The 17,278-nt window shown below is 70.6% G+C and carries 13 protein-coding genes; 5 read left to right on the forward strand and 8 right to left on the reverse strand.

Annotated elements, in window-relative coordinates; genetic code table 11:
- Positions 1–81 precede the first annotated feature (81 nt).
- The 3 genes from ACZ7OH_RS46915 to ACZ7OH_RS46925 form a co-directional block, all read right to left on the reverse strand.
- Complete coding sequence (locus ACZ7OH_RS46915) at positions 82–1,899, reverse strand: diguanylate cyclase domain-containing protein (protein WP_470286908.1); 1,818 nt, start codon at positions 1,897–1,899, stop codon at positions 82–84.
- A gap of 237 nt (positions 1,900–2,136) precedes the next feature.
- Positions 2,137–3,597: a cytochrome P450 gene (locus ACZ7OH_RS46920; protein ID WP_470286858.1), complete on the reverse strand. Its 1,461-nt coding sequence runs from the start codon at positions 3,595–3,597 to the stop codon at positions 2,137–2,139.
- A 101-nt stretch (positions 3,598–3,698) separates the two neighbouring features.
- Positions 3,699–4,628: an AraC family transcriptional regulator gene (locus ACZ7OH_RS46925; RefSeq protein WP_470286859.1), complete on the reverse strand. Its 930-nt coding sequence runs from the start codon at positions 4,626–4,628 to the stop codon at positions 3,699–3,701.
- Between the two features lie 82 nt (positions 4,629–4,710).
- On the opposite strand from ACZ7OH_RS46925, the gene ACZ7OH_RS46930 reads away from it, so the two are divergent.
- Positions 4,711–5,115, forward strand: a complete 405-nt coding sequence (locus tag ACZ7OH_RS46930; protein ID WP_470286860.1) for a pyridoxamine 5'-phosphate oxidase family protein — start codon at positions 4,711–4,713, stop codon at positions 5,113–5,115.
- On the opposite strand, the gene ACZ7OH_RS46935 is transcribed toward ACZ7OH_RS46930, so the two are convergent.
- The 5 genes from ACZ7OH_RS46935 to ACZ7OH_RS46955 form a co-directional block, all read right to left on the reverse strand.
- The gene (locus ACZ7OH_RS46935) at positions 5,103–6,014 is read right to left on the reverse strand and encodes an alpha/beta hydrolase (protein ID WP_470286861.1); all 912 of its coding nucleotides are present in this window, start codon (positions 6,012–6,014) and stop codon (positions 5,103–5,105) included. The genes ACZ7OH_RS46930 and ACZ7OH_RS46935 overlap by 13 nt on opposite strands.
- 214 nt (positions 6,015–6,228) lie before the next feature.
- Positions 6,229–7,302: a ribonucleotide-diphosphate reductase subunit beta gene (locus ACZ7OH_RS46940; RefSeq protein WP_400890189.1), complete on the reverse strand. Its 1,074-nt coding sequence runs from the start codon at positions 7,300–7,302 to the stop codon at positions 6,229–6,231.
- A 14-nt stretch (positions 7,303–7,316) separates the two neighbouring features.
- Complete coding sequence (locus ACZ7OH_RS46945; protein WP_470286862.1) at positions 7,317–10,220, reverse strand: ribonucleoside-diphosphate reductase subunit alpha; 2,904 nt, start codon at positions 10,218–10,220, stop codon at positions 7,317–7,319.
- Positions 10,221–10,479: 259 nt separating this feature from the next.
- Entirely contained in the window at positions 10,480–11,085 is a 606-nt protein-coding gene (locus ACZ7OH_RS46950; protein WP_470286863.1) for an acetoacetate decarboxylase family protein, read from the reverse strand.
- Complete coding sequence (locus tag ACZ7OH_RS46955) at positions 11,082–11,921, reverse strand: enoyl-CoA hydratase-related protein (RefSeq protein ID WP_470286864.1); 840 nt, start codon at positions 11,919–11,921, stop codon at positions 11,082–11,084. Before ACZ7OH_RS46955 ends, ACZ7OH_RS46950 begins: the two co-directional genes overlap by 4 nt.
- A 140-nt stretch (positions 11,922–12,061) precedes the next feature.
- Here ACZ7OH_RS46955 and ACZ7OH_RS46960 point away from each other — a divergent pair, with 140 nt between their 5' ends.
- Genes ACZ7OH_RS46960 through ACZ7OH_RS46975 form a run of 4 tightly spaced genes read left to right on the forward strand, consistent with a single transcriptional unit; the run spans position 12,062 to position 17,278 of the window.
- On the forward strand, positions 12,062–12,853 hold the full coding sequence (locus ACZ7OH_RS46960; RefSeq protein ID WP_470286865.1) for a TIGR03084 family metal-binding protein: 792 nt from the start codon (positions 12,062–12,064) through the stop codon (positions 12,851–12,853).
- Complete coding sequence (locus ACZ7OH_RS46965) at positions 12,850–14,538, forward strand: acyclic terpene utilization AtuA family protein (RefSeq protein ID WP_470286866.1); 1,689 nt, start codon at positions 12,850–12,852, stop codon at positions 14,536–14,538. The genes ACZ7OH_RS46960 and ACZ7OH_RS46965 overlap by 4 nt, the downstream gene beginning before the upstream one ends.
- Positions 14,535–15,683, forward strand: a complete 1,149-nt coding sequence (locus ACZ7OH_RS46970) for an acyl-CoA dehydrogenase family protein (protein ID WP_470286867.1) — start codon at positions 14,535–14,537, stop codon at positions 15,681–15,683. Before ACZ7OH_RS46965 ends, ACZ7OH_RS46970 begins: the two co-directional genes overlap by 4 nt.
- The gene (locus ACZ7OH_RS46975; protein WP_470286868.1) at positions 15,680–17,278 is read left to right on the forward strand and encodes an acyl-CoA carboxylase subunit beta; all 1,599 of its coding nucleotides are present in this window, start codon (positions 15,680–15,682) and stop codon (positions 17,276–17,278) included. Before ACZ7OH_RS46970 ends, ACZ7OH_RS46975 begins: the two co-directional genes overlap by 4 nt.

A 17,278-nucleotide genomic window follows, 5' to 3' on the forward strand; every position in this document is an offset into this window, starting at 1 on the left:
CGGTGGGGGCGTGCCCGATCGGCGGCGCCGACCCTGTGCCCGCCCGGAGGCCGTTGCCCCGAGCGACCCGAGCCCAGTGCCTCAGCCGCCCGGGTGGCGGGCGATCAGCTCGTCGACCTCGTCGCCCGTTGCCGTGTCCTTCACGAACGGTCCCCGGGCCGCCAGTACGCCCAGCTGCCGCAACCGCGCTGCCTGCTCGTGCGAGCGGACGCCCTCCGCTCCCACGCGGAGCTTCAGCTCACGCGCCCGGGTCACCAGCTGCGTCAGGTGGCGCAACGCCGGCTCCGGTGGCGAGTCCGTGTCCAGCGCGTCGACCACCGGGCCGGACAGGATCACGTGACGGACCGGCAGCCGGTGCCGGGGGATCAGCTCCAGGTCCGCCGAGCCCGAGATCGTCAGCACCAGCTGCGTGCCCAGGTCGGACAGCACCGCGAACGAGTCCAGCACCTCGCCGCGCGGGTCGAGGATCGAGTCGCGGTTCGTGCACAGCCGCAGCGCGTTCGCCGGGAGCTCGTTCTTGTCCAGCTGCTCCTTCACCAGCAGGACCAGGTCCGGGTCGATGGCCAGCCGCGTGGGCAGCTGGACGCACACGTCCGGGGCCGCGTCGCCGAAGCGGGTGCGCCAGCGGGCCGTCGCCGCCAGGGACTCCGCCAGGAGCCAGCGCCCCAACGGCACCGTCATCCCCGTCGTCTGGGCCAGCGGGTAGAACTCGTCCGAGTCCAGCTCGCCCTTCTCCGGGTGGTTCCAGCGCAGGCCCGCGTTGACCGCGGCGAGGCGCTCGGGGTCGGTCAGGCGCACCGTCGGCTGGTAGACGAGCGAGAACTCGCCGTTCTCCAGCGCCCCGGCGATCACCGCGCCCAGCTGGTAGCGGCCGCGGTCGCGGGCGTCCAGCTCGGGGTCGAACAGCATCCACTGCGCCTTGCCGGCCTCCTTGGCGCGGTGCAGCGCGATCTCCGCCGCCCGCAGCAGCTCGGCCGCGCCGCCCTCGACCGCCGCGCGCACCACGATGCCCGCGCTCGCGCTGACACCGATGCCGTGCCCGCCCAGGTAGATCGGCTCGTTCAGATCTTCCAGCGCCCGCTCGACGAGCTCGACGACCGCGCTGGCGGACAGCTCGCCGCGCAGCAGCACCGCGAAGCCGTCGCCGGACAGCCGCGCGACGAACCCGTCGTGGTGGCCGGTGAACACCGCCGACAGCTTGCTCGCGACCCCGCGCAGCACCTGGTCGCCGACGCCGGCGCCGAGGCCGTCGTTGACCACCTTGAAGCCGTCGACGTCGAGGTAGATCAGCGCGATGTCGTCGCGCGCGCCGGCGCCGAGCGCGGCTTCGAGCTTGGTGGTGAACGACGACGCGTTGGGCAGCCCGGTCAGCGGGTCGTGCACGTTCTGGTGCAGCAGCCGTTCCTGCAGCAGGTGCAGCTCGTTCGCGTCGGAGACCATCAGCACCGGGTAGACCGACCCCGGCCGGTCGCCGGGCAGCCGGGCGAGGGTGACGTCGGTCCAGAGCTGCCCGTCCTCGGTGTGGTCGAGCAGCATCCGCTCCTGGTAGCGCTCACGCCCGCCGCGCACCTGCTCGAGGCCCGCCTTGAGGCGCGAGACGTCGTGGTCGGTCGAGCCGAGGTCGGTGAGGTGGCGCCCGCGCAGCTCGTCCGGCGAGCAGCCGAGCAGCTGGCCGAGCGCGAGGTTGGCCTCGACGATCTCGCCGCCGGGGTCCGCGAGCGCGATGCCCATCGGCGACGCGGCGTACAGCGCCGTGAACCGGTGCAGGGCGCCGTCGTGGCCCGGGCCGGCGTGGTCGATCGCGTCGTGCGCGATCTCCAGAAGCAGTGGCTCCAGCTCCTCCGGGGGAAGTGTTACTCCTTTGGTGTCGGCCAACGTCGCCGCCCACCTGCGCGCCACGTCCAGCAGTCCTGGCGCGGCACCGGGCTCAGGCACACTCCACCTCTTCACGCACGGGTCAGGCCAGTTCAGCCACGGTGTCGGGGATCATGAACCCACACTAGGTACCCCTCGGCCGCGACCGATGCCACGCCATCATGCGCGTAACGGGGTGTCTACCGGCTGAACGAGTGAACGAATGCCCACATGCGGTAACTTTTTGTCACACCGCGTATGCAGTGGCAGACAGAGCCCGGGTCAGCGACGCGTCAACCGCACCGGAAGACCGTCGGCGGGGACCGGCAGGGACACGTAGTCCCACTTCGCGGTGTAACTCTCCGGAACCGACCAGCGGTACGCCCGCAGCATCTCGTGCATCAGCAACTTCACCTCGAGGCTGCCGAAGTGGAGCCCGATGCACTTGTGCGCGCCGCCGCCGAACGGCATCCACGCCATCCGGTGCGACTTGTCCTCGCGCCGCGGCTCGGCGAACCGCTCGGGGTCGAAGTCGAAGGGGTTCGTCCAGCACTCGGGCGCGAAGTGGTTCACCGTCGGGGAGACGCCGCACAGGGTGCCGGCGGGGATGTAGTGGCCGAGGACCTCGGTGTCCTTGACGGTCTGGCGGGTCAGCGTCGGCACCGGCGCGACGAGCCGCAGCGCCTCCTTCATCACGAGGTCCAGGGTTTCGAGCTTGTCGATCGCCTCGATGTCGAGGACGTCGTCGCCGAGGGCCAGGGACTCCTCGCGGGCGCGCTCCTGCCACTCGGGGTGCTTGGCGAGGTAGTACGCCATGGCGCTGCTGGTGATGGTCGTCGTGTCGTGCGCGGCCATCATCAGGAAGATCATGTGGTTGACGATGTCGGTGTCGGTGAAGCGGTCGCCGTCCTCGGTGGTGGCGTGGCAGAGGGCGGTGAAGAGGTCGTCGCCGTCCGACTTCCGCTTGGCGGGCAGGGTTTCGCTGAAGTAGCGCTCGAGCACCTTCCGCCCGTGCAGGCCCGCCGACCAGCGCCCGCCGGGCACCGGGACGCGCACCAGCGCGGTGCCGGCACGCACGGAGCTGACGAACGCGCGGTTGATCCGGTGCGAGTCGGCGCCGCTGCGCATGCCCATGAACACGCGCGTCGCGACGTCGAGGGTGAGCTGCTTGAGCGCCCAGTACAGCCGCGGGCGCTCGTTCGAGCCCCAGCTCGCGACGCCTTCGCGCAGCGCGGGGCCCATTTCGCCGACGTAGCCGGCCAGGCGCGGGCGGGTGAAGGCCTCCTGCATGATCCGGCGGTGCAGGTGGTGCTCGCCGAAGTCCATCAGCATCAGGCCGCGCTCGAAGAACTTCTCGATGAAGAACTTCCAGCCCTCCTGCGAGAACGCCTTGTCCTTGTTGACGAGCGCGATCTGCGTCGCCTCCGGCCCGGACAGCGCGACGATCCGGCGGCCGAACCCGCCGGTCCAGGACACCGGGCCGTAGAGCTCGTAGCGGCGCAGGCCGAAGGCGGGTCCGAAGCGCATCATCTCGAGCATGTGCCCGACGACCGGCGGCCCTTCGTCGCCGAGGACGGGCTTGAGGCCGCTGCCCGCGGGCGGCGTCGCGAGCTCCTTGACGGGCCAGCGCGACTGCAGCCAGCGCTCGTCGACCTTGTGCGGCAGGGGGAGCGCCGTCAAGGGCGGAACGCGTTCGCGCAGCGCTTCGGCGGCTCGGCTGACAGTGCCCGGCAAAATGACCATCTCCCCGCTGAGATCGGCTGTCCCCCCACGATGCACCCTTGTTGACGATGTGACAACAGGTGGGGCGTCCTCTTTTCGGGTGGCTTCCGGGCGCCGGCCCTTCAGCGGTTCCGCGCCTCGGCGCGCCGGGCTTCGGACGGGTTCGTGCCGCGCACCCGCTTGAACGCCGCGCTGAACGAGAACGCGTCGGCGTACCCGACGGCGTGGGCGACCTCCGCGACGGTCGCGGTCACCCGCTCGGCCAGGAGGTCGGCCGCGAGCGCCATGCGGTGGCGGGTCAGGTAGGTCAGCGGCGGCTCGCCGACCAGGTCGCCGAAGCGCTTGGCCAGCGTCGAGCGCGACACGCCGGTGCGGGCGGCCAGCGTCCCGACCGTCCACGGCGCCGCCGGTTCGGCGTGCAGGAGCCGCAGCGCCTGGCCGACCACCGCGTCGCGCTGGGCGGTCCACCACGCCGGGGGCGCGCCGCCGGGCCGGTCGAACCACTCGCGCAGCGTGCAGACGAGCATCCAGTCCAGCAGCCGGTCGAGCACCACCTGCTGGCCCGGCGCGTCGACGGCGACCTCGGCCGCGAGGTGGTCCAGCACGGCGTCGCCGGTGCCACCGCCGTCGACCCGCAGCACGACGGGCAGGGCGTCCAGCAGCCGGCGGCCGATCTCGCCGCGGACCGGGTAGGCGCCGGTGATCAGGGTCGTCGAGCCGTCGCCGGGGTCGTGCCAGCCGCGCCGATGCCGGGTCCCGCCCAGCTCGGGCGCAGCGCAGAACTCGCCGCACGCCACGGGTTCGGCGGTGGTGCCGAGCTCGTCGACGAAGGTGAAGGTCGCCGGCCCGCGGACGACGACCGTGTCGTAGGCGCGCAGCGGTTCCGGTGCGCCGTGGTCCGGCACGATCCAGCCGCCGCCGGTGAGGACCGTGCAGAGGGTCAGCGGCGCGCCGTCGACGAAGTGCAGGGCCCAGGGCGAGGCGAGGGCCGAGCTGCCGAACAGCGAGCCGTGGGCCCGCACGTCGCGGAAGAGGTCACCGAAGGCGTCCACGAGGGTGACGTTAGACGATCGCGTAGGTGTTCCGGTGTTTCACCCATGGGATCGTCCGAGCGGGCCGGGTTGACTCGACGTCATGACCGCGTTGACTGATCAGGACCTCGAACTCCTCCGGCGGCCGTTGCACGGCTTCTTGACGGTGGCCGGCGGCGAGCCCCGTCCGGTGTGGTTCGAGGCGACGGCCGCAGGCACGATCCAGCTGTTCACGGAACCGGACTCGCCGAAGGTCCGGCGGGTGCGCCGCGACCCGCGCGCGTCGCTCACCGTGGCGGCGCCGGTGGGGGAGCGCGAACGGTGGGTGTCGGCCACGGGCCGGGTTTCCCTCGAAGCCGGTGGGGCGCACGAACTCGCGTCACGCCTGGCCGCGCGCTACTGGGACCTCGGCGACCCGGCGCGGGCCGCGGATCTCGAGGGAATCCTGGCGGTGGACCAGCTCCGCCTGGTGATCCACCCGGAGAAGGTGCGCCGCTACACGTACTGACCGAAGTAGCCGGCGAGCTTGTCGACGGCGAGGTCGATGTACTCGCGCTTGTCGTAGAGGTCGACGTGGCTCGCGCCCTCGATCCAGTGGATCTCCGCGGGACCGGTCGCGCGCCGGTGGGCCTCCAGGCCCATCCACGCGGTGACGGCGCGCTCGCCGAGGATCTGCAGCATCGGGCGCGGGCCGATCAGCGGGACGGCGTGGAAGACGTCGCTCGCGGCCATCTTGTCGACGCTGTCCCAGGTCAGGAACTTCGCCGAGCGCTCGTGGTGGCCGCGGGCACCGCAGTAGTACTCCCAGCCCTCGACGCCGTGCTGCCCGCCGAGCGCGCCGGCTTCCGCGGCCGTCTCGGGGAACATCGTCAGCACGCCGGGGTCCTCACCGCGGGCGGCGGCCGTCCGCGCCTGGGCGGCGGCGTCGAGCAGACCCTGGAAGACGGCCGGGTCCTGGGTGCCGTCGGCGCCGTAGCGGAACTGGCGGGCGGGTTCGGCGGTGCACACGGTCGCCACGGCCTTGACGCGGTGGTCACCACCGGTGGCGGCGAGCGAGTACCCGCCTGAGGCGCAGATGCCGAGCAGCCCGATCCGGCCGGCGTCGACCTCGGGGCGGGTGGTGAGGTACGAGACGGCGGCCTTGAAGTCTTCGATCCGCTGGGCGGGGTCTTCGAGGCCGCGCGGCAGACCGCCGGATTCGCCCTGGTGGGCGGCGTCGAACGCCAGGGTGACGAACCCGCGTTCGGCCATCAGCCGCGCGTACGTCCCGGAGGTCTGCTCCTTGATGCCGGTCCCGGGGTGCCCGACAACGAGCGCGGGGCGCGGGGTGCCCGTGTCGTCGGGGACGTAGAGGTGCGCCGCGATGTCGATGCCGGCGCTGGTGAAGGTGACGGTGGTCTTGGTCATGAAGACACCTTCGCCCCGGCTCGAGGAGCGGAAAAGCCGAGAGTTCCTGCCTGGGAAGGATCCTGCCCCCGCACGCCGAGAGCTACTCGCTCGTCCTGACGGCCGGGGACGGGCCCGGCGTCGAGGGCCGCGCAGCGACGGTCCGGATCGACCCGGCGGCGTGAAGAAGCCCGGCCACGCCCCGAAAGACGTGGCCGGGCTCAGCAGCGGGACCTCAGTCCCAGTCGAGCGCGCCGCCCGACTGGTACTCGATGACGCGGGTCTCGAAGAAGTTCTTCTCCTTCTTCAGGTCCATCGCCTCGGACATCCACGGGAACGGGTTCTCGGTCTCGCCGAAGATCGGCTGGAGCCCGATCTGCTGCGCGCGGCGGTCGGTGATGAAGTGCATGTACTGCTCGCACAGCTGCGCCGACAGGCCGAGCATGCCGCGCGGCATCGTGTCGCGCGCGTAGTTGACCTCGAGCTCGCACGCCTCCTTCAGCATTCCGCGCACCTCGGCCTGGAACTCCTCGGTCCACAGGTGCGGGTTCTCGATCTTGATCTGGTTGATGCAGTCGATGCCGAAGTTCAGGTGGATCGACTCGTCGCGCAGGATGTACTGGTACTGCTCGGCGATGCCGACCATCTTGTTCCGGCGGCCCAGCGACAGGATCTGCGCGAAGCCGGTGTAGAACCACATGCCCTCGAAGATCACGTAGAACGCGACGAGGTCGCGCAGGAACGCCTGGTCGGCCTCCGGCGTGCCGGTCTCGAAGTCCGGGTTCTCCAGGTTCTGCGTGTACTTCAGCGCCCACGCGTCCTTGTCCGAAATGGACGGAACCTCGCGGTACATGTTGAACAGCTCGCCCTCGACCAGGCCGAGGCTCTCGCAGATGTACTGGAAGGTGTGCGTGTGCACGGCCTCCTCGAACGCCTGGCGCAGCAGGTACTGGCGGCACTCGGGGTTGGTGATCTGCCGGTACACCGCGAGCACGATGTTGTTGGCCACCAACGACTCCGCGGTCGCGAAGAAGCCGAGGTTGCGCTTGAGCATCTGCCGCTCGTCCTCGGTGAGGCCGTCCGGCGACTTCCACAGCGCGATGTCGGCCTGCATGGCGACCTCGGTCGGCATCCAGTGGTTGTTGCAGCCGGCGAGGTACTTCTCCCACGCCCACTTGTACTTCATGGGCAGCAGCTGGTTGACGTCGGCGCGCGCGTTGATCATGCGCTTGTCGTCGACGTTGATCCGGGCGGCGCCGACCTCGATCTCCCCGAGGCCGGTCGCGTCCGTGGTCTCCACGTTGGTCATGTTCCTCGGGTTCCTTACTGGCAGGCTTCGCAGTCGGGGTCGTCGATGCGGCAGGCGGCGCCTTCGGTGGCCACGAAGTCGACGTCCGGCGCGGGCTTCGGAGCGGGCGTCGGCGCCGGTGCCGGAGCGGGCGTCGGCGCCGGGGCAGCCGCCGCGGGAGCCGGGACCGGGGTGGCCGAGACGGCGTTCAGCTTGCCGTCGGTGCCGCGCAGGGTGCTCTTCTCCACGTGCGTCGCGGACTGCGCCCGCAGGTAGTACGTGGTCTTGAGGCCCTTGTGCCACGCGTAGCGGTACAGCTCGTCGAGCTTGCGGCCGCTCGGCGCCGCGATGTACAGGTTCAGCGACTGCGCCTGGTCGATCCACTTCTGGCGCACCGAACCCGCGTCGACGATCCACTTCGACTCGATCTCGAACGCCGTCGCGTACAACGCCTTCAGGTCGGCCGGCACGCGGTCGATCTGGCCGAGGCTGCCGTCGAAGTACTTGAGGTCGCTGACCATGACCTCGTCCCAGAGCCCGCGCTCCTTGAGGCTCTTGACCAGGTGCGGGTTGACGACGGTGAAGTCGCCGGACATGTTCGACTTGACGAACAGGTTCTGGAACAGCGGCTCGATCGACTGCCCGACCCCGGAGATGTTGGAGATCGTCGCGGTCGGCGCGATCGCCATCACGTTGGAGTTGCGCATGCCGACGGTCTTGACGCGCTCGCGCAGCGGCGCCCAGTCCAAAGTGGACGAGGTGTCGACGTCGAGGCCGTCACCCTGGCGGGCGTCGATGAGCAGCTGCAGCGAGTCGATCGGCAGGATGCCCTTGCTCCACAGCGATCCCTCGAACGACTGGTACTGCCCGCGCTCCTCGGCGAGATCGGTCGACGCCGAGATCGCGTAGTAGGACAGGTGCTCCATGGAGACGTCGGCGAACTTCACGGCCTCTTCGGAGGCGAACGGGACGCCGATCTCGAACAGCGCGTCCTGGAAGCCCATGATGCCCAGGCCCACCGGGCGGTGGCGCAGGTTGGAGCGGCGCGCCTCCGGGATCGTGTAGAAGTTGATGTCGATCACGTTGTCCAGCATGCGGACGGCCGTGCGCACGGTCTTCTCGAGCCGCTCGGTGTCCAAGCCGGCCGGGGTGACGTGCTTGAGCAGGTTCACCGAGCCGAGGTTGCAGACCGCGACCTCGTCGGTGGTCGTGTTCAGCGTGATCTCGGTGCACAGGTTGGACGAGTGCACGACGCCGACGTGCTGCTGCGGCGAGCGCAGGTTGCACGGGTCCTTGAACGTGATCCACGGGTGGCCGGTCTCGAACAGCATGGTCAGCATGCGGCGCCACAGGTCGACCGCGCGGATCCGGCGGAACACCTTGATCTCGCCGCGGTCGGCCATCGCCTCGTACTCGCGGTAGCGGGCGGCGAACTCGTTGCCGTAGAGGTCGTGCAGGTCCGGCGTCTCGTTCGGCGAGAACAGCGTCCACTCGGCGTTGGCCTCGACGCGGCGGAGGAACTCGTCGGGCACCCAGTTCGCGGTGTTCATGTCGTGGGTGCGCCGGCGGTCGTCACCGGTGTTCTTGCGCAGGTCGAGGAACTCCTCGATGTCCACGTGCCAGGTCTCGAGGTACGCGCAGGCCGCGCCCTTGCGCTTGCCGCCCTGGTTGACCGCGACGGCGGTGTCGTTGGCGATCTTGAGGAACGGCACGACGCCCTGCGACTGGCCGTTGGTGCCCTTGATGTGCGCGCCGAGGCCGCGGACCGGGGTCCAGTCGTTGCCGAGGCCGCCCGAGTACTTGGCCAGCAGCGCGTTGTTCTTGTAGGCCTGGAAGATCGAGTCCAGGTCGTCGTCCACCGTGGTCAGGAAGCAGGACGACAGCTGCGGGCGCGTGGTGCCCGAGTTGAACAGCGTCGGCGTGGACGCCATGAAGTGGAAGCTCGACAGCAGCTCGTAGAACTCGATGGCGCGGGCCTCGCGGTCGTCTTCCCGGATCGCGAGACCCATGGCGACGCGCATGAAGAACGCCTGCGGCAGCTCGAAGCGGGTGCCGTCGTGGTGCTGGAAGTACCGGTCGTAGAGCGTCTGCAGGCCGAGGAACCCGAAGTCGAGGTCGCGCTCGGGGCGGATCGCGGCGGTGATCTTGTCGAGGTCGAAGCGCTGCAGCTCGGCGTCGACCAGCTCCAGCTCGATCGCGCGGCGCAGGTAGGCGCGGAAGTACGCGGGGTACTCGGTCGCCATCTCGTCCTGGCTGGCCAGGCGCGGCTTCTTCGCCAGGTAGCTCAGCGCCTCGCCGCGCAGCTTGTCCAGCAGCAGGCGGGCGGAGACGTAGGAGTAGTTCGGCTCCTGCTCGACGAGCACGCGGGCGGCCAGGACCTGGGCCAGGGCCAGCTCGTCGGCGCTGATGCCGTCGTAGAGGTTGCGCTTGGCCTCGGCCAGCACCGGCTCGGCTTCGACGTCGTCGAGCCCGGCGACGGCCTCGCCCACGACGTGGGACACGCGGGCCCAGTCGAGCGGGCGCAGCACGCCGTCGGTGCCCTTGACGTTCAGGGCGACCTCGGTGGCGGCGGGCTTGATGGCCTCGCGGGCCTTGCTGCGCTCCTCGCGGTAGAGGACGTAGGCGCGGGCGACCTTGTGGTGCTCGCCGCGCATGAGGGCGAGCTCGACGATGTCCTGGATCTGCTCGATGTGCAGGGCGGTCTCGGGGCCGGCGTGGCGCAGCAGGGTGGTCTCCACCTGCTGGGTCAGCTCGGCGACGACGTGGTGCACGCGGGAGGACGCGGCGGCGTCGCCGCCCTCGACCGCGAGGAACGCCTTGGTCAGCGCGACCGAGATCTTCCCGGCGTCGAACGGCGACACGCTGCCGTCCCGCCGGATGACCCGGATCGCGGTGGGTGTGTCGGCGGCTGAGGGCCGCTGACCGGTTTCGACTGACATGCGTGTCTCCAAGTTTTCGGGCGCGTTCGATCGCCGCACGACGTCATGAGGCCGTGCGCTGCAGGTTCTCCAAAGCTGCCCGGCCACCCTCTGCAGCGGTCTCCCCGTCGCTGGGGGCTGCCGGTCACCAGAGACTACATGTAGGGGTGATCGCCCGCGCGGGACCCAAGGGGTGGCGTGTCGCGCTCTCACCCTGGCGGGTTACGTGATCACCCAGAGGTGCTGTTCACGCCGCGGGGACGCGCTTGCGGAGGTAGGTTCAGGCGCCGAAACGCAACTGCGAGCCCGGGAGTTCCAGGCTCGCCACCGGGCGGCGGCCGTCCAGGTAGCCCAGCGGGCCGTCCGGGTTGAAGCTCCAGTCCGCCGAGGCCGGGCGCGGGCGGATCTTCGCGCCCACCGGGGTGCGCAGCAGGCCGTCGCGCTCCTGGACCACCTCGAACGACGTCGGCACGCGCACGGGCAGGCCGGCCCGTCGGGTGAATGCCGCCGTCGCGATCCAGTCGTCCGCCGTCGCCGCCGTGGCCTGGAAGGTGCGGTTGCCGACGAAGTTCAGGGTGGCCAGGTCCTTCGGGATTGCCCACAGCTCCCGCCCGCCCGCCAGCGATGCCTCACTGTCGACCCAGATCTCGGTGATCGAGCACGAAACTCGACGCGCCTTGATCGAGACCGCGGCCAGCAGCTCGTGGTAGGCCATCTGCCCGGGCGGGGTGTAGTCGATCCACGCCGTGAACACCGACGCCTGGCCCGCGACGAGCAGCGGCGACGCGCCGGGCGGCAGGGGAGGCAGCTGAGAAGGCGGCACCCGCCAGATCGAGACGCGCGCGTCGGCGGTCAGGTGCCAGGGCTGTGGCGGGTAGAGGCTCATTTGTCCAACCAGGGGAGGTACGGCGGCAGGTCCTTGTCGACGCGCATGCCGAACGCCGGCGGCCGCTTCTGCAGGAACGACATAACGCCCTCGACGGCGTCCGGGCTCGCGCCGAGCCCGCCGATCAACTTCGAGTCGAGTTCGTGCACCGGGTACGGCGACTCGGCGCTCGCCATCCGGTAGAGCAGCTGGCGGGTCACCGCGACCGACACCGGTGCCGTCGTCGCGACGATCTCGTGGGCCAGCTTGTACGCCTCGTCGAGCACGGTCCCGGTCGGGAAGACCTGGTGCACCAAGCCTTTCGCGAGGGCCTCGGCCGCGGGGAACACCCGGCCGCTGATCATCCAGTCGAGAGCCGTGCCCATGCCGACGAGCCGGGGGAGGAACCACGCCGACGCGCCCTCGGGGTAGAGCCCGCGGCGCGTGAACACGAACCCGAACCGGGAGTCCTCCGACGCGAGCCGGTAGTCGCACGACAGCGTGATCGTGACGCCGCCGCCGACCGCGGCACCGTGCAGGGCCGCGATCACCGGCTTGTTCATCGCGAAGATCCGCTTCGAGCACCGGCCGGCGGGCTCCTGCCACGCCGCGTCCGGGCCGGCCGACGGGTCGAAGTCGAAGCCGCCCTGCGAGAGGTCCGCGCCGACGCAGAAGTCCTTGCCCGCGCCGGTCAGCACGACCACGCGGACGTCTTCGTCGCGGTCCGCACGATCCATCGCGTCGCCGAGCTCGTCGGCCATCCGGATCGTGTAGCCGTTGCGCGCCTCGGGGCGGTTCAGCGTCACCGTGGCGATCCGCTCCGCGACGGCGTAGGTGATCTCGGCGTAGTCGGCCATGCGACGAAACTATTGCAGTCCGACCCTACTGGCAAGGTGTCAATAGTGGGTCCGCAGCGTCCGGGGCGAAACAATCAGGCGTGCTTGATTTTTCCACCGGCCGGTGCGACGCTGGGCGCCAGGACGCAAGGAGGCGGCTGATGGCGGATCTCGGCGTGATCCTCGGGGATCTCGACGCGGAGACACGGACGATCGACGACGTGGTGGCGGGCCTGCCGGCGTCGGACTGGGCGCGGGAAACACCGGCCGAGGGGTGGACGATCGCGCACCAGATCGCCCACCTGGCCTGGACCGACCGGAAAGCGCTGATCGCGGCGGCCCATCCGGAAGACTGGCAGGCCGAGGTCGAGGAGCTGCTCAAGGCGGGGGCAACCTACGTCGACGACGGCGCCGCGGCCGGGGCGCAGCGGCCGCCGCGCGAGATCCTCGAAGACTGGCGCTCGGGGCGCGCGGCACTGGCCGAAGCGCTCGCCGCCGTGCCGGAAGGGCAGAAACTGCCCTGGTACGGCCCGCCGATGAGCGCCGCCTCGATGGCGACCGCGCGGATGATGGAGACCTGGGCGCACGGCCAGGACGTCTTCGACGCCCTCGGCCTGACCCGCGAACCGACCGCGCGGCTGTGGCACATCGCCCGCTTCGGCACGCGCACCCGCGACTTCGCCTACCTGACCCAGTCGCTCGCGCCGCCGGCGGAGGAGTTCCGCGTCGAGCTGGCCGCGCCCGACGGCTCCACCTGGGCGTTCGGCCCGGAGGACGCCGAGCAGAAGCTGACCGGCAGCGCGCTGGACTTCTGCCTGGTCGTCACGCAGCGGCGGCACTCGGCCGACACCGATCTGGTCGCGCACGGCGCCGACGTCGAAGAGTGGCTGACCATCGCGCAGGCCTTCGCCGGCCCGCCCGGGGAAGGCCGGAAGCCGGGGCAGTTCGCATGACCTACCGCATCGGCAACGCGTCCGGTTTTTACGGCGACCGGTTCTCCGCGGTCCGCGAGATGCTGACCGGCGGCCCCCTCGACGTCTTGACCGGCGACTACCTCGCCGAGCTGACCATGCTCATCCTCGGCCGCGACCGGATGAAGGACGCGAACCGCGGCTACGCCAAGACGTTCCTCCGCCAGATGGAGGAAAACCTTGGTCTGGCAAGGGAAAAGGGTGTCAAGATCGTCGCCAACGCGGGCGGGCTCAACCCCGCCGGCCTCGCCGACGCCCTCCGCGAACTCGCGGCCAAGCTCGGGCTCGACGTCAAGATCGCGCACGTCGAAGGCGACGACCTCGTGGCCCGCGCGGACGAGCTGGACCTCGGGAAACCGTTGACCGCCAACGCCTACCTCGGCGCCTGGGGCATCGTCGAATGCCTGAACGCGGGCGCCGACGTCGTCGTCACCGGCCGCGTCACCGATGCCTCGGTGATCGTCGGCCCGGCCGCCGCGCACTACGGCTGGGCCCGCGACGACTTCGACGCCCTCGCCGGCGCGGTCGCGGCCGGGCACGTCATCGAATGCGGCGCCCAGGCCACCGGCGGCAACTACGCCTTCTTCACCGAGCACTCCCTGGGCGTGCCGGGCTTCCCGATCGCCGAGATCGAGGCCGACGGCTCCAGCGTCATCACCAAGCACCCGGGCACCGGGGGAGTGGTGAACACCGGCACGGTCAAGGCTCAGCTGCTGTACGAAATCACCGGCGCGCGCTACGCCGGGCCCGATGTGACCACGCGGTTCGACACGCTGTCCTTGTCGGACGACGGGCCCGATCGGGTCCGCATCTCCGGCGTCCGCGGCGAAGCCCCGCCGCCGACGCTGAAGGTCGCGCTGAACACCCTGGGCGGGTTCCGCAACGAGACGACGTTCGTCCTCACCGGACTCGACATCGAGGCGAAAGCCGCGCTGGTGCGCGAACAGCTCGAAGCGTCCATGAAGGACCGGCCACCCGCCGACGTCCGGTGGACCCTCGCCCGGACCGACCACGCGGACGCCGACACCGAGCAGGCGGCCAGCGCGCTGCTGCACGTCGCCGTCAAGGACGCCGACCCGAAGGTCGCCGGGCGCGCGTTCACCGGGGCCGCCATCGAGCTGGCGCTGGCGAGCTACCCGGGCTTCCACGTCACCGCGCCCCCTTCCGACGCGTCGCCGTACGGCGTCTACACCGCGGCCTACGTGGACGCGGGGCAGGTGCCGCACGTCGCCGTGCTGCCCGACGGCATGCGTGTCGACATAGCGCCTTCGTCGTCCACTCTGGACCTGTCCGATGTGGACGAGCCCGCGCTGCCCGAACCGCTCGGCCACGGCCCGGTGCGCCGCGTCCCCCTGGGCACGATCGCCGGCGCCCGCAGCGGGGACAAGGGCGGCAACGCCAACCTCGGCGTCTGGGTGCGGTCGGAAGAGGCGTGGCGGTGGCTGGTGCACCGGCTGACCGTCGCCGAGTTCAAGCTGCTGCTGCCCGAAACCGCCGACCTGCCGGTGACGCGCTACCTGCTGCCCAACCTGTGGGCGATGAACTTCGTCGTCGAGGGCATCCTCGGCGAGGGCGTCGCGTCGCAGGCGCGGTTCGACCCGCAGGCCAAGGCCTTCGGCGAGTGGCTGCGCTCCCGTGAAATCGACGTCCCCGAGGTGCTCCTGTGACCGATCCCTTCCGGACGCCCGAACGGGCCGAGCTGCGCAAGACCGTGCGCAAGTTCATCGAGCAGGAGGTCCTGCCGCACCTCGACGACTGGGAGCGCGCCGGCGAGCTGCCGCGCGACCTGCACCGCAAGGCCGGCGAGCTGGGCCTGCTCGGCGTCGCCTTCCCCGAGGAGATCGGCGGGGGAGACGGCAACTACCTCGACGCCCTGGTCGTCGCCGAGGAGATGCACTACGCGGGCGGCTCCGGTGGCCTCTTCGCGTCGCTGTTCACCTGCGGCATCGCCGTCCCGCACATCGCCGAAGCGAACGACCCGGTCCAGATCGAACGCTGGGTGCGCCCGACGCTGGCCGGGGACAAGATCGGTTCGCTGGCCGTCACCGAACCCGACGGCGGCTCGGATGTCGCCGGGATCCGGACCACCGCCGTCCGCGAGGGCGACGAGTACGTCGTCAACGGCGCCAAGACGTTCATCACCTCCGGCTGCCGCGCGGACTTCGTCACCACGGTCGTGCGCACCGGCGGCGACGGCGCGCACGGGCTTTCGCTGATCGTCGTCGAGCGCGGGACGCCCGGGTTCACCGTGTCCCGCAAGCTCGAGAAGATGGGCTGGCTCTGCTCCGACACCGCCGAACTGTCCTACGTGGACGTCCGCGTGCCGGTGGAGCACCTGATCGGGGCCGAGAACAGCGGGTTCGCGCAGGTGGCCACCCAGTTCGTCACCGAACGGCTTTCCCTGGCCGTGCAGGCGTACGCCCACGCGCAGCGCGCCCTCGACCTGACGCTCGACTGGTGCCGGCTGCGCGAGACGTTCGGCCGGCCGCTCATCTCGCGGCAGGTCGTGCAGCACAAGCTCACCGAGATGGCGCGCAAGGTCGACGTCGCGCGGACCTACACCCGGCAGGCCGCGATCCGGCACGTCTCGGGCGAAGAGGTCATCGCCGAAGCCTGTTTCGCCAAGAACACCGCCGTCGAGGCCGCCGAATGGGTGGTCAACGAGGCCGTCCAGCTGCACGGCGGCCTCGGCTACATGCGCGAGTCCGAAGTGGAGCGCCACTACCGCGACGTCCGGATCCTCGGCATCGGCGGCGGCACCACCGAGATCCTCACCGGCCTGGCCGCGAAGCGATTGGGATACACCTCGTGACTACCTTGAGGTCCACAGTGGACACGCGGGCCGCCGAGTTCGGCGCGAACCGCGAGGCGATGCTGGAGAAGCTCGCCGAAATCGACGCCGAGCAGGCCAAGGCCGTCGCGGGCGGCGGCGAGAAGTACGTCGAGCGCCACCGCAAGCGCGGCAAGCTCCTCGCCCGCGAGCGGATCGAGCTGCTGCTCGACCAGGACTCGCCGTTCCTGGAGCTGTCGCCGCTGGCCGCGTGGGGCACCGACTACCGGGTCGGCGCGAGCCTGGTCACCGGCATCGGCGTCGTCGAAGGCGTCGAGTGCCTGATCTCGGCCAGCGACCCGACGGTCAAGGGCGGCGCGAGCAACCCGTGGACCACCAAGAAGAGCTTCCGGGCCGCGGACATCGCCGCGCAGAACCGGCTGCCGTCGATCAACCTCGTCGAGTCCGGCGGCGCCGACCTGCCGACGCAGAAGGAGATCTTCATCCCCGGCGGCCGGATCTTCCGCGACATCACGCGGGCCTCGGCCGCGGGCTGCCCGACGGTCGCGCTGGTCTTCGGCAACTCCACCGCCGGTGGCGCGTACCTGCCGGGCATGTCGGACTACGTCGTGATGGTCAAGGAACGCGCGAAGGTGTTCCTCGGCGGGCCGCCGCTGGTCAAGATGGCGACCGGCGAGGAGTCCGACGACGAGTCGCTCGGCGGCGCCGAGATGCACGCGCGGACCTCGGGCCTGGCCGACTACCTGGCCGTCGACGAGCAGGACGCGATCCGGCTGGGCCGCAACATCATCAAGCGGCTCAACTGGACCAAGCAGGGGCCGACGCCGAAGCCGGACTACGCCGAGCCCCTGTACGACACCGAGGACCTGCTCGGCATTGTCCCGACCGACCTCAAGGTGCCCTTCGACCCGCGCGAGGTGATCGCCCGGGTCGTCGACGGCTCCGACTTCGACGAGTTCAAGCCGCTGTACGGCTCTTCGCTGGTGACCGGCTGGGCGAGCATCCACGGCTACCCGGTCGGCGTGCTGGCCAACGCCCAGGGCGTGCTGTTCGGCGAGGAGTCGCAGAAGGCCGCGCAGTTCATCCAGCTGGCCAACCAGATCCACACGCCGCTGGTGTTCCTGCACAACACCACCGGCTACATGGTCGGCAAGGAGTACGAGCAGAGCGGCATCATCAAGCACGGCGCGATGATGATCAACGCCGTGTCGAACTCGAAGGTGCCGCACCTGTCCGTCCTCATGGGAGCGTCCTACGGCGCCGGGCACTACGGGATGTGCGGCCGCGCCTACGATCCCCGCTTCCTGTTCGCGTGGCCGAGCGCGAAGTCCGCGGTGATGGGCCCGGCGCAGCTGGCCGGCGTGTTGTCCATCGTGGCCCGCGCGGCCGCCGAGAGCCGCGGCCAGGAGTACAACGAAGAGCACGACAAGGCCATGCGCGCCATGGTGGAAGGCCAGATCGAAGCCGAGTCGATGCCGATGTTCCTCTCCGGCATGCTCTACGACGACGGCATCATCGACCCGCGCGACACCCGCACCGTGCTGGGCGTGAGCCTGTCCGCGATCCACAATGGACCAGTGAAGGGCGCCGAGGGCTTCGGCGTCTTCCGGATGTGA

This window comes from Amycolatopsis sp. NPDC114478, assembly GCF_055633805.1.

What these genes read in the sequence shown, in the direction of transcription:
- ACZ7OH_RS46920 (WP_470286858.1), bottom strand. Translation starts at nt 3,597, where the DNA reads ATGGTCATTTTGCCGGGCACTGTCAGCCGAGCCGCCGAAGCGCTGCGC.
- ACZ7OH_RS46930 (WP_470286860.1), top strand. Translation starts at nt 4,711, where the DNA reads ATGACCGCGTTGACTGATCAGGACCTCGAACTCCTCCGGCGGCCGTTG.
- ACZ7OH_RS46935 (WP_470286861.1), bottom strand. Translation starts at nt 6,014, where the DNA reads ATGACCAAGACCACCGTCACCTTCACCAGCGCCGGCATCGACATCGCG.
- ACZ7OH_RS46940 (WP_400890189.1), bottom strand. Translation starts at nt 7,302, where the DNA reads ATGACCAACGTGGAGACCACGGACGCGACCGGCCTCGGGGAGATCGAG.
- ACZ7OH_RS46945 (WP_470286862.1), bottom strand. Translation starts at nt 10,220, where the DNA reads ATGTCAGTCGAAACCGGTCAGCGGCCCTCAGCCGCCGACACACCCACC.
- ACZ7OH_RS46950 (WP_470286863.1), bottom strand. Translation starts at nt 11,085, where the DNA reads ATGAGCCTCTACCCGCCACAGCCCTGGCACCTGACCGCCGACGCGCGC.
- ACZ7OH_RS46955 (WP_470286864.1), bottom strand. Translation starts at nt 11,921, where the DNA reads ATGGCCGACTACGCCGAGATCACCTACGCCGTCGCGGAGCGGATCGCC.
- ACZ7OH_RS46960 (WP_470286865.1), top strand. Translation starts at nt 12,062, where the DNA reads ATGGCGGATCTCGGCGTGATCCTCGGGGATCTCGACGCGGAGACACGG.
- ACZ7OH_RS46965 (WP_470286866.1), top strand. Translation starts at nt 12,850, where the DNA reads ATGACCTACCGCATCGGCAACGCGTCCGGTTTTTACGGCGACCGGTTC.